The following is a 12,248-nucleotide window of genomic DNA, read 5'->3' as shown; positions in this document are numbered from 1 at the left end:
GTTACCCCGGGTCACCAACTGGAGTCGGTGACCCGGCGTTCCGGTTCGACCGGATAGGTCTCCGCATCCGCGAACCGGAGCTCGTCCTCGCCGTAGGCGGCGGTTCGATCCGGTGAATCCGGCGGCGCCAGTGAGGGTTCCGGTGCGGTCGGCAGGCGCATATCGGGCATGCCCTCGATCAGATCGGTGAGTTTGGGCAACCGGGCCCGGCGTTCCTGCAGCGGCGCCATCAGTTCCCGATGCCGCTGCGCCAGATTCTTCGACGCCTGCTGGGCGGCCTCGGTCACCGCCCGAGCGATCTCGGAATAACTGAGATCCTCGATTCCGGCGCCGAATTTGGTCTCGATGACGGTACCGTCGGCATTCACGCTGACCGTCACCCGGTTCTTGCGCACCGACGCGGTGCCGGTCAATTCCGCACGGTCACGCTGGATTTCGGCGATCACGCGCAGTTGCTGTTTGGCCTCGCCGATGATTCCCGCCAGCTCGGCCTTCATATGCTCGTTCGTCATGGGCGCTCGATCCGCGGCTGTTCGATCACTTGAAGCCGTAGGTGTTGCCGTGCTCCATGGTCTCCAGATAGGTGGCACTGTCGTTCTGGCCGTCGGAGAACTTCTCGAAGGCCGTGGAGAAGTTACGCGCGCCGGTGACCATGTTGTCGTGTGCGGCGAGGTAGCCGTCGCCGCTGCCGGTACCGGCGAACTGCTTGCCCAGACTGTCGTCCCCCCAGCAGTTTCCGTAGCCGGTGGTCTTACCCTGCAGTTTCGTCAGCACCTGTTCGATGTGGTCACGCACGTCCTGCGTCTTCCCGGCGGCCGTGCGGAGTTTCGCCACCTCGACCTCGATCTCGTCCGCCATCGTCCGTCCCTCCATCGCACTGCCGGCCGGCGCCCGTCGACGCTGGTCTTCGACGATGGCAGTCCCGGGAGAATCATCAGTGGCGCCGACGTGAACTCCGGGTGGCCGGTCCCGAAAGCCACCGCGAAACCCACCGCGGCGGCCGGTAGCCGATGATGGGGGGCATGCGAATCCTGGTACAGCGCGTCAGCTCGGCCCGGGTCACGGTCGACGACGAGGTGGTGGGCGAGATCGACCCGCCCGCGATGGGAGTGCCGCACGGCCTGCTCGCCCTGGTGGGCGTCACCGGCACCGATACCGCCGCGCTCGCGAAGACGCTGGCGGACAAGTTGTTTCGCCTGCGCATTCTGGAGGACGAACGCTCGGCCGCCGACCTGGGCGCGCCGATCCTGGTGGTCAGCCAGTTCACCCTCTACGCCGATACCGCGAAGGGCCGGCGGCCCTCCTGGTCGGCCGCGGCACCCGGAGCGGTCGCCGAACCCCTGGTCGACGAATTCGCCGCAGCACTGCGCGATCTCGGCGCCACCGTCGCGACCGGCCGCTTCGGCGCGCACATGCAGGTGTCGCTGGTGAACGACGGGCCGGTCACGCTCCTGCTCGAGGCGTGAACGGCGCGCTCACTCGTCCACCTCCTGATAGTCGTTCATCCGCTGCACGATGTGCTCGGCCTCGGTGTCGATCCAGTCGGCCAGTCCCGCCGAGCCCATCCCGACGGCCACCGGCGCCGGTTCCTCCAGGGGAATCACATAGCGACCGTCGTCGGGCAGATCGCGCCACAGCCGGGCCACCGAGATGCGGCCGCGGGGACCGAATTTCGATCTGCCCTGGGTCAATCGAACGGTGCCGGTGTGAGTCGCGGGAATGTCGAAGAAGGCCGCACTGGTGAGCCCGCGGTAGTCGTCATCGTCGTCGGCGACCATCGAACCGCCACCGGAGGACCGGCCGGTGCTCTCGCCGATCTCGATCTCGATCGGTCCGCGCCGACCCGGCCCGGCCGCCGGCAGCAGTCCGACGACCGTCTCACCGAGCGCCCGCGGATCGCAGGCGGTGATGGTGAAACCTTCGGCGTGTCTGAGGGTTTCGCCCGGCAACTGCACCACGACGAACCCACGGGAGCCGAGCCGCCCGGCATAGAAGCGCACCCGCTTGTTCGGATTGTCGAAATCCGAATCCTCCCACGCCTCGCCGCCGACCAGCACCTCCGGCAGCACCATGGTGTCCACGATCGCCTCGAAAGCGCTGTCACCGCGGTTCTCCAACTCCGCTCGGATGCGGCGCCATTCGCGCTCGTAGTCGTCCAGATACGGGATGCGGCTGGTGATGCTGAACATCGACGGCACCAGACCGAAGAATCGGGTATCGCACAACACCTTGAATTCCAGGTCCGTCAGGGTCCACCTGTTCACATTTCCTCGTTCATGGTTCGATCACCGGCTTGACCCGGAACGGGGTGTCGCCCATCGCGTCGTCGAGCCAGTCCGTGGACGTCAGGTATTTCGGCCGCCGGTGCTGACCCTGCGGTCCGGAATTGCCCGCGCTCGACGCCGGGGTACCCGCCATACCGGGCTGGCCGGGTTGTCCGGGCTGACCGGCCTGCTGATCGTACGAATCGTGGTGTCCGGCACCATAGGTGGAGACGTCCGCCGGTAGCGATGCGCGCGGGAACTTGTCCGGTTGCCGCGGTTGATCGAGTTGCTGGGGCGGTGTCGCATCGTCGGGCCCGACACCGCCACCGACTCCACCACCGTCACCGGCCCCGCCACCGGCATCGGCGCCTCCCCCGCCGGCGCTGTCGCCGCCGGGATCCAGTTGTGCCGCGATATCCGACAGCCCCTCCATACCCGGGGTGTGGCTGAGGTCCCGCAGCCGTTCCGCCAGCGAGTGCAGCGGATCGGTATCGCCCGTACCGGACAACAGTTGATCCAGGCCGGGAATCCCGGAAAGCAGGTGGCTCAGATCCGGATTGCCGGAGAGCAGTTGATCCACCCCGGTCGATCCCGAGACCAACTGGTCCAGACCGGGGATACCGGACAGAAGATGACGCAGATCCGGATTGCTCGCCAGCAACTGATCGAACCCAGGAATGCCGGAGAGCAGTTGCCCCAAGCCGGACAGGCTGTCGTGGGCCGTCTGCCCGAGCTGGTTCAGTGCCTGTTCGCCGCCCGAGAGCAGCGATTCGAGCGGATTGGTGCCACCTGCGCTCCCTCCGAGCAGCGACGCGAGCGGATTCGAGTTGCCCGTCCCGCCGGACAGCAGCGACTCCAGCGGATTCGCACTTCCCGTCGTCGCCGAATTACCGAAGGACGGCACCGTCCGACCGGCGCTGTCGCCGGTGGTGCCGGTTCCGGCCTCCGTATTCTGTTCTCCCGCAAGGCCGGACAGGAGATCGTCGAGTGACGGCAGCTGCTGCTGACCGTTCTTGGCCGCGCCCGCCCCGGACTGCTGGGTCTTACCGAGACTCGACGGAATCGACGACGAACCCGTCCCCGAGGTGGATCCGGTGCCGGTCGACGAGCCGGTGCCACTGCCGGTCGGACCGGAGTACGGCGTGCTGCTGGGACCGGAACTGCCGCCGGAGGATCCGCCGGTGTCGCCGAGTCCGGCGGAATTGAGCAGGTCGCTCAGATTCGGTAGTTGCTGGTTGGACTCGCCGCTGCCCGGCATGCTGTCGTAGTTGCTCGGCATCGGCGAACTCTTGCCGGTGCGACCCGAACCCGAGCTCGCCCCGGATCCGCTGCCGTAACCGCCGCCCGTACCACCTCCGTAACCGCCGCCCGCGCCACCGCCGTAGCCCGAGCCGTAGTCGGAACCGCTGCCGTAGCCCTGTCCGCTGCCATAGCCTTGGCCGCTGCCGTAGCCCTGGCCACTCCCGTAGCCGTCGCCACTGCCGTAACCGGATCCGCCGCCGTAACCGGAACCACTGTCGTAGCCCGAACCACTGTCGTAACCGCCTCCGTAGCCGGAGCCACTGCCGGAACCCGAACTGTGCGAACCCTCTTCGTAGCCGACCTGGTAGCCCTGCTGGTAGGCCTCCTGCAGCTGCTGCGATGTGGCGCCACTACCCGACCCACTGCCGTACCCGGATCCGCTGCCATAGCCCGACCCACTGCCGTAACCCGAGCCGCTGCCGGAGCCGTTACCCGAACCGCTGTCATATCCCGAGCCGCTCCCGTAACCGGAACCGCTGCCGTAACCCGAGCCGCTCCCGTATCCGGAACCGCTGCCGTAGCCCGAACCGCTGCCGTATCCAGAACCGCTCCCATAGCCCGAACCACTGCCGTAGCCCGAACCCGAACCACTCCCCGACCCGCTGCCCGAACCCGAGCCCGAGCCCGAGCCGCTGCCCGACCCGGATCCACTACCCGACGTGCTACCACCGCTCGCCTGGCCCGGGATGGCGATCGTCGGAATCGTCGAGATCGTCGATTTCATCGGTTCCGCGTAGTACTTCTTGTAATTCGCGCGGTATTCGTCGGTGTGGTGATGTTTGCAGCCCGTCTTCTCCGGCTGTCCGGGAGTGGGCATCGACTTGCGCGTGGCCTCGAGCCAGTCGCTGGTGTACCGCAGACTGGCACCGGTCACCTTGATGGCGTCGATCAGATCCTGCGTACTGTCCTTGTAATTGCGCACGGCGGTCACCGCCGCGGCCGACGACGTACCGGTCCAGCTGGCCTGCAACTTCGCGATCTGGTCCGCGTAGGTGGCCATATTGCTGGAGAGCAGCTTCGACATCGAATCCCAGAATCCGGACAGATCCATCGGCGGCTGGGCGTGAATCGTCTGCCCCAGCTGGATCATCTGGTCCCAGTCCAGACTGTCCGGGTTCTCGATATTGATGGTGACCGAATCGGTCTTACCGCCGTAACCCTGGATCGCCTCCGGGAAACTCGGCATCGACCAGCTGTCGTCGACGAGATCCTGATTGAGGTCGGCGACCAGACTCCCACCGTTCGAGGAGAGTTTCGGCGGCGTCACATTGCTGGTGACGTCCTTGGGTTTGGCCAGCGTGTCGAAATTGAACGTCGAACTGTGCTCGTGCGCCGCGAAGGTCTTCCCCGCGGCGACGAAGGTGTCGAACTGATCGCGGACCACATTCGCATGGGTCATCAGCGAGTTGTACAGTGCCGCACCGTGATTGCTGTAGACACCGGCCAGATCGCGGCTGGACTGCAGAATACTGAAGGCGCCGACCTCGTGCGCGCGGGTGTCGTGGACCGATTGCGCCAGGGCTTCCAGATTGGCGATCAGCTGCGCCGCGGCATCGGTGGCGGCCTTGATGTCCTTCGTATCGAACTGCAGCACACCGGCATTCGCCGCACCCAGAATTTGGGTCCATTCGGTGGTATCCGCATTCGGCAACGTCATGATCAGCCTCCGAGGCCTTGGGTCGAACCTTGTTCGGCGGCTCTGAACTGGTCGGCGGCCGACCGCTCACCCTCGGCGAATTGAAACAGGGCATCGGCCATGCTGTAGCCGCCGTCGACCATATTGGTCCGCGTCGCCTTGTATCCCTTGTCGCCGTCGGCGAACTTCTTGCCGGACTTGTCGTTTCCCCACGGCTGGTTGGCGGAGTCGTTCTCGATTCCGGCCAGCGTGCTGTGCAGGGTATCGATCACGCCCCGAACCTTGTGTGAGACTTCCTCGGGCAGGTCGGCGGCTCTTGTCAGCGCGTCGACATCCACCTCGATCTTCTCCGCCATTGTCAGTCCCTACCTGTGTGCCTACATCTGGAACGGCTTGTCGACATTCGGGTCGCCCCCACCCGGGTCGCTCGCGCCCGGATCGTCCGACGCCGCCGCGCGCGGCGCGGGCGGAGGATCGGCCGCGTCCAGCCACGCTTGCTCGCCCGGTGCGTCCGGGGCGTCGTAGTGCGCCGGCATCGGACCGATGTCCGGCACCTTCTTCGGCCGCGACTTCGCGCGATAATCCTTGCCCGGCCCCAACGGCCTCCCCGGATCCTTCGGCTCATCCGGGTCAGCGGGCGGGGGCGGAGCCGGCGCCGGACGCGACGGCGTCATGTAATTCGGATCCGACGGGTCGCGGAAACTGCCGCCCTGCCCACCATTCACCGGCGGCTGCGGCGCCGGACGCGACGGAGTCATATAGTTCGGATCCGACGGATCCCGGAAACTGCCACCTTGCCCACCGTTGACCGGCGGCGCAGGAGCCGGACGCGACGGCGTCATGTAATTCGGATCCGACGGGTCCCGGAAACCACCACCGCCCTGCCCACCATTCACCGGCGGCTGCGGCGCCGGACGCGACGGAGTCATATAGTTCGGATCCGACGGATCCCGGAAACCACCGCCCTGCCCTCCGGTGGAGGGATTCGACACCGGGGCAGTCGGAGGGCCTTGCTGGGTGAACGGTCTGGAAAAGTTCGGCGGGCCACTCGGATTGCCCGTCGAATTCCCCACCGGCGCAGCGTGAACCGGCGCCGACGACGAGCTCACCGGCCCGCCCCCCGACGCACCCGGCTGCGTGAACGGCCGGGAGAAATTCGGCGGATTGCTCGAATTCCCCACCGGCGCAGCGTTGATAGCAGGCGCCGGGCGAGAGCCGGGGGCCGCGCCCGCGGAATTGCCGATCGGATGCGGCACCGATCCGTCACCACCGCTTACCGGCGGGGCGGGGGCCGGACGCGACGGCACCATGTAGTTCGGATCCGAGGGCGAACGGAAACCACCGCCCCCCTGCCCACCACTCACCGGCGGCTGCGGCGCCGGACGCGACGGCGTCATGTAATTCGGATCCGACGGATCCCGGAAACCACCACCGCCCTGCCCGCCGTTCACCGGCGGCGCAGGAGCCGGACGCGACGGCACCATATAGTTCGGATCCGACGGATCACGGAAACCACCACCACCCTGCCCACCACTCACCGGCGGCTGCGGCGCAGGACGCGACGGCGTCATGTAATTCGGATCCGACGGATCCCGAAAACCACCACCCGCTATGGACGTCGACTGATGCGGTCCACCGAAACCCGCTGGGCCCGAATGCGTTCCGCCCGTTCCTGATTGTCCGCCCGCCCCCGCTGCGTGCGTCGGCGGTGCAGGGGCCGGGCGCGACGGCACCATGTAATTCGGATCCGAGGGATCCCGGAAACCACCGCCCCCCTGTCCGCCGTTCACTGGTGGCTGCGGCGCAGGACGCGACGGCGTCATGTAATTCGGATCGGACGGATCCCGGAAACCACCACCTTGCTGGTGGTTTCCGCCGTTCGTCGTCGAGGTATTCGTCGTAGACGCCGCCTCATTCTGTCCCGGCACCGGTCGCGGCGTCAGCGGATTGTTCGTGGGTGGCGTCTTCGGCGGGGCCCAGGGCGCCTTCGCATTCATCCAGAGGTTGAATCTCGGGTCGCCCTCGGTATTGGTGGTCGTCTTCGTTCCCAGACCGCGCATACCGCCGACCATTCCGCCGCGGGCCGCACTACCTACCCAGCCTTCCGGTCCCGCGAACGCGCCCGCGATATCACCGGTCACCGCACCCGCGCCGATATTGCCGAATATGTTGCCGAAGACACCGGCCGTGGCACCGATCGTCGCGCCTTGCAGGAACATTCCCGACCGGAACGGCATATTGGTGATCGCACCGCCGAACTTCTTGTCGAGATTGCCGATCCCGAAGCCCATGTACCGGCCGAGTTCGCGGCTGGGAATGGTGCTCAACGCCGAGGCCGCCCAGGACGCGCCGAATTCCTTCCAGTTGAATCCGTGCCGCTTACCGTCCGCGATCTGTGCGCCCTGCACGATCGCGTTGGTCACCGGAGCCCAGAGCGCGCCCTCACCGAATTTCAGCGTATACACGCCCATGCCTTTGGCCGTGGGCAGAATCGTCTTGGCCTTGTACTTCCAGGTCTGTCCCTTCATCCCCTTCCAGGTATCGGCGGAGAGGATGTGCTTGAACCAGTACCGCGAGGCGCCGTTGAGTTCGCCGCGGGTGGCGAATCCCAGTTTCGCCCAGGCACGTTCGAGCGCATTCTGCAGTGCGTCGGCGATGAATTTCACGATCGATCGGGTGGTGCCGATCGCGGCGGCCTCCACCGCCGGCGCGGTCGGCGGGAACAGCCACGCCCAAGCGATCTCGACCAGCAGAATGCACAGCGAGACGATGATGTTGATCTTCGCCGACTGCAGTTCGGTACCGACGTCGAAGGTCGAATCGCTGATGGTCTTGAACGATTCGGCCAGCGTCGCGAGCGACTGGTCACCTTGCAGAAAGGCATCGAACAACTTGCCGATCTGATCGGCGGCATCCCCGGCCGGAAATGCCGCCATCGCTGCCGTTTTCGCGCTCTCGATACCGGGAACCTGCGCCGCGAGATCCTTGGACGCCTGCTCCCAGGCCCGCGAAACCGCCCACATCTTGTCTTCGTCACCGTCGGGCCAGCTGGCGCCGGCAACCCAGGCGATCGGACGTACGGGCGGGGGCAGGTACAGGCTCACGGGGGATCAGTCCTCGTCGGACACCATCGAGCGGTGCGCGCTGCCGTCCACCGGATGCGCGGGCGGGACGTCGCGATAATCCTCGATCCGGGTCGGCGCCGGTGGCGCGGTCGGCATCATCTGCCCGAGATCCGGTGCGCCCTCGACGAATTCCGACAATTTCGGCAATTGCAGCTTCCGCTCGCGCAGCGGCTGCATGAGTTCGGCGCCGAGTCGCAGCACCTCCGCCGCGGCCTGCTGCACCGCCGCGGTCATCCCCGCGGCGATCTCGTCGTAGGTCAGATCCGCGATATCGTCGGCGAACTTCGTGTCGATGAGCAGTCCGTCGGCATTGACGGTCACCTGGATTCGCTGCTCACAGGTGTTCGCCGTGGCCGTCAGCCGGGAGCGTCGCAACTGGATCTCGGCGATGCCGCGCAATTGCTCGTCGAGCCCCTCGAGCACCGTCATCATGTCGGCATGGAGCCGTTCGTTGACCACTGCCACCTCCACCGTCGACGCGCGCAGTAGCAACAACAGCACACCAGATTGAATATCCGGTGGCGCCCAAGGAAATTCAGTGTCGGCTACCGCCGTGCACCCGGGCCGGGGCGGGCGACGGCGGCGCCGGGTAGCTGTGGCACACCCGCAGCGCCTCGCCGCACCGCTTGTGAGATGTCCAATGCGCCACCCGGAACGGAACGATCGGACCGGCCCGAGAGTTAGGTTCTCGACCAGCAGATATTCATCACCACGTGCGGTCTCGACGCCGTGCGCCGACTGTGAGGAGGGCCCGTGACCGAACGCAGTATCGCCATGAACCCCGGAATGCACGAGGTTCTCGACTACTTCGGCAAATGTCCCGAATGCGGTTATCCCGCAAGGGCTTCCGCCGATTTCGCCGGGGCGCCCACCGTCGTCGCCAGTTGCGACCGCCCGTGCGGCTGGACCGGCGTGGTTCCGCTCACCACCATGACGGGACGCACGGCGTAACACCCCAGACAGCACGACGCACCCGCGCCGACGAGGCCACGGGTGCGTCGCGAAACGTATTATTCGGGTCGAACGGTCAGGATCCGCGGACCGTCCTCGGTGACCGCTACCGTGTGCTCCCAGTGCGCGGCGCGACTGCCGTCGGTGGTGACGACGGTCCAATCATCGTCCAGCACAGTCGTTTCCGTGGTGCCGAGAGTCAACATCGGCTCGATCGCCAGCACCGAACCGACCACGAGTTTCGGGCCACGTCCGGGTGCGCCCTCGTTGGCGAGGAACGGATCCATATGCATCTGGCGGCCGATGCCGTGTCCGCCGTACCCGTCCACGATGCCGTAGGCGCGGCCGTGCTCCTTCTCCGCGGCGCGCGTCCCCAGCTCGATCGCGTGCGAGACGTCGGTCAGGCGATTGCCCGGCAGCATGGCCGCGATACCGGCGTCCATCGACAGCCGGGTGGCCTCGCTGAGCAGCCGATCGGCCTCGATGACCTCACCGATGCCGAACGTCCACGCCGAATCGCCGTGCCAGCCCTCGAGAATCGCGCCGCAGTCGATGGAGACCAGATCGCCCTCGGCGAGCACCTCGTCCTTCGACGGAATCCCGTGCACCACACGGTCGTTCACCGACGAGCAGATCGATCCCGGGAAGCCGTGATAGCCCTTGAAGGACGGGACGGCGCCCGCCTCGCGAATGGTCTGCTCGGCGACCTCGTCCAATTCCCAGGTCGACACCCCGGGCTTGGCGGCCGTACGCACGGCAACCAGCGCACGGCCGACGATCGCGCCGGCCGCGGCCATGGCATCGAGCTCACCGGCGGTGCGGAACGGCACCACCTTCTTCTGCTTGAGGCCGAAAACCATTCGCCTCAGCGACCCAGAACGTGGAGCACGCGGGCGTTGACCTCGTCGACCTCACCCACGCCGTCGATCGAGACGACCAGGCCGTCGTAGTGCTGCAGCAGCGGTTCGGTCTCGTCGCGGTACACCTGCATCCGGTTGCGGATGACTTCCTCGGTGTCGTCGGCGCGGCCCCGGCCGAGCATCCGCTCGACCACCACATCGGTGGCCACCTCGAAGCTGATCACGGCGTCCAGCGCGTGACCGGACTCCTTGAGCATCTTCTCCAGGGCCTCGGCCTGGTCGACGGTGCGCGGGTAGCCGTCGAGCACGAATCCGTTGACGGCGTCGGGCTCGGCGATGCGGGACTCCACCATGCGGTTGGTCACATCGCTGGGCACCAGGTTGCCGGCGTCGAGGTACTTCTGCGCCTCGCGACCCAGCGGGGTCTGCTGGGAGATGTTCGCACGGAACAAATTCCCCGTGGAGATGTGCGGAACACCCAGCTTGTCCGACAGCAGTTCGGCCTGTGTCCCTTTACCGGCACCCGGCGGTCCGAGCAGTACGAGTCTCACTTGAGGAACCCTTCGTAATTTCTGTTCATCAGTTGGCTCTCGATCTGTTTGACCGTATCGAGGCCGACGCTCACGACGATCAGCACCGACGTGCCTCCGAACGGCAGGAAGTTCGAACCGCCACCGCCGGCACCGATGTGCAACAGCAGGTTGGGCAGTACGGCAACAGCACCGAGGTAGATCGAACCGGGGAGGGTGATTCGGCTCAGTACATAGTTCAGATAGTCGGCGGTCGGCTTACCCGGACGGTAACCGGGAATGAAGCCACCGAACTTCTTCATCTCGTCCGCGCGTTCCTCCGGGTTGAAGGTGATCGCGACGTAGAAGTAGGTGAAGAACACGATCAACGCGAAGTAGATCAGGACGTACACCGGGTTACCCGGGTTCACCAGATACTTCTGGATGATCTTCTGCCACCAGCTGTCGGAGTTGGAGGACTGGGTCAGCTGGGCGACCAGATTCGGCAGATACAACAGTGAGGACGCGAAGATCACCGGGATCACGCCGGCCTGGTTGACCTTCAGCGGTAGATAGGTCGACGACCCGCCGTACATCTTGCGGCCGACCACGCGCTTGGCGTACTGCACCGGTATTCGGCGCTGGCCCTGTTCGACGAAGATCACGCCGACGATCACCACGAAGGCGGCGACACACACCAGCCCGAAGATCAGACCGCCCTTGCTGTCGAGGATCTGCTTGCCCTCGCTCGGGATGCGGGCGGCGATACCGGCGAAGATCAGCAGCGACATACCGTTGCCGATACCGCGCTCGGTGATCTGCTCGCCGAACCACATCACCAGCGCCGCGCCGGCGGTCATCACCAGCACGATGATGATCAAGCCGAAGATGCTGGTGTCGGCCAGGATCTCGTCCGGGCAGCCGCGCAGCAGCTGGCCGCGCGAGGCGAGCGCCACCAGACCGGTGGCCTGCAGAATCGCCAAAGCGATCGACAGATAACGCGTGTATTGCGTCATCTTGTTCTGGCCGGACTGGCCTTCTTTTCGCAGTTCCTCGAACCGCGGAATGACCACCGTCAGCAGCTGGATGATGATGCTCGCGGTGATGTAGGGCATGATCCCGATCGCGAACACCGACAGCTGCAGCAGCGCACCACCGGAGAACAGATTGATCAGCTGGTAGATGCCGGCATTGTCACCGCCGGAGACGACGTCGATGCAATGGCGGATCGCCTTGTAGTCGACTCCGGGCGACGGTAGCGAGGCGCCGACGCGGTACAGCGCGATCAGGCCCAGCGTGAAGAGAATCTTCCGCCGCAAGTCCGGGGTCCGGAAGGCCGACACGAAGGCGGAAAGCACAGATCCTCCTGGCTGACGACACGGGGTCACGCCCACTTCCGTCACCTCGGCACATACCGGTGCCCTACAGGGCAGGGCCGGTCCTGTGCCACGACAACGGGGCAGACTGGTTGGCAGACAACACTTGAACTCTAACAGCGGCGCCGGACGGGGCCGCGACCCCCGCCCCGCCCGCGGGCGGATGGACGACGGGGGCCTGGCGCTACGAGAGCTGGGCGGCGGCCCCCGCCGGGGGGGGATGAG

The 12,248-nt window shown here is 66.1% G+C and carries 12 protein-coding genes; 2 read left to right on the top strand and 10 right to left on the bottom strand.

Annotated elements, in window-relative coordinates; translation table 11 throughout:
- Positions 1–11 precede the first annotated feature (11 nt).
- Together A5789_RS26740 and A5789_RS26735 are read right to left on the bottom strand one after the other, a co-directional pair.
- Complete coding sequence (locus A5789_RS26740) at positions 12–512, bottom strand: YbaB/EbfC family nucleoid-associated protein (RefSeq protein WP_063016680.1); 501 nt, start codon at positions 510–512, stop codon at positions 12–14.
- Between the two features lie 25 nt (positions 513–537).
- Positions 538–858: a hypothetical protein gene (locus A5789_RS26735; protein ID WP_146098677.1), complete on the bottom strand. Its 321-nt coding sequence runs from the start codon at positions 856–858 to the stop codon at positions 538–540.
- A 164-nt stretch (positions 859–1,022) separates the two neighbouring features.
- Here A5789_RS26735 and dtd point away from each other — a divergent pair, with 164 nt between their 5' ends.
- Positions 1,023–1,466, top strand: coding sequence for a D-aminoacyl-tRNA deacylase (dtd, locus tag A5789_RS26730; RefSeq protein WP_063016682.1), 444 nt, complete (start codon positions 1,023–1,025; stop codon positions 1,464–1,466).
- A gap of 9 nt (positions 1,467–1,475) precedes the next feature.
- On the opposite strand, the gene A5789_RS26725 is transcribed toward dtd, so the two are convergent.
- From A5789_RS26725 to A5789_RS26705, 5 genes are read right to left on the bottom strand one after another with little or no spacing between them, the layout of a single operon-like run.
- Positions 1,476–2,264, bottom strand: a complete 789-nt coding sequence (locus A5789_RS26725; protein WP_063016684.1) for an ESX secretion-associated protein EspG — start codon at positions 2,262–2,264, stop codon at positions 1,476–1,478.
- A gap of 10 nt (positions 2,265–2,274) precedes the next feature.
- Positions 2,275–5,223, bottom strand: coding sequence for a PPE domain-containing protein (locus A5789_RS36960; RefSeq protein WP_064905235.1), 2,949 nt, complete (start codon positions 5,221–5,223; stop codon positions 2,275–2,277).
- 2 nt (positions 5,224–5,225) lie between these two features.
- A complete protein-coding gene (locus tag A5789_RS26715; RefSeq protein ID WP_063016688.1) occupies positions 5,226–5,558 on the bottom strand; it encodes a hypothetical protein in 333 nt (110 codons plus the stop codon).
- Between the two features lie 21 nt (positions 5,559–5,579).
- Entirely contained in the window at positions 5,580–8,306 is a 2,727-nt protein-coding gene (locus tag A5789_RS26710) for a hypothetical protein (protein ID WP_064905233.1), read from the bottom strand.
- A 6-nt stretch (positions 8,307–8,312) separates the two neighbouring features.
- Complete coding sequence (locus A5789_RS26705) at positions 8,313–8,828, bottom strand: hypothetical protein (protein ID WP_051755293.1); 516 nt, start codon at positions 8,826–8,828, stop codon at positions 8,313–8,315.
- Between the two features lie 252 nt (positions 8,829–9,080).
- Between A5789_RS26705 and A5789_RS26700 the strand changes: the two genes are divergently transcribed.
- Positions 9,081–9,278: a hypothetical protein gene (locus A5789_RS26700; RefSeq protein WP_030513409.1), complete on the top strand. Its 198-nt coding sequence runs from the start codon at positions 9,081–9,083 to the stop codon at positions 9,276–9,278.
- Between the two features lie 59 nt (positions 9,279–9,337).
- Here the strand turns inward: A5789_RS26700 and map are convergent, their stop codons facing one another.
- From map to secY, 3 genes are read right to left on the bottom strand one after another with little or no spacing between them, the layout of a single operon-like run.
- Positions 9,338–10,138, bottom strand: coding sequence for a type I methionyl aminopeptidase (map, locus tag A5789_RS26695; protein WP_030513408.1), 801 nt, complete (start codon positions 10,136–10,138; stop codon positions 9,338–9,340).
- A gap of 5 nt (positions 10,139–10,143) precedes the next feature.
- Entirely contained in the window at positions 10,144–10,689 is a 546-nt protein-coding gene (locus A5789_RS26690; RefSeq protein WP_062994277.1) for an adenylate kinase, read from the bottom strand.
- Entirely contained in the window at positions 10,686–12,005 is a 1,320-nt protein-coding gene (secY, locus tag A5789_RS26685) for a preprotein translocase subunit SecY (RefSeq protein ID WP_063016692.1), read from the bottom strand. Before secY ends, A5789_RS26690 begins: the two co-directional genes overlap by 4 nt.
- Between the last annotated feature and the right edge of the window lie 243 nt (positions 12,006–12,248).

Source organism: Nocardia sp. 852002-51101_SCH5132738 (assembly GCF_001665695.1).
In the GTDB taxonomy this organism is placed as follows: Bacteria; Actinomycetota; Actinomycetes; order Mycobacteriales; family Mycobacteriaceae; genus Nocardia; species Nocardia nova.
Note: the sequence above shows the minus strand (reverse complement) of the source record. Positions and strands in the feature narration are given on the sequence as shown.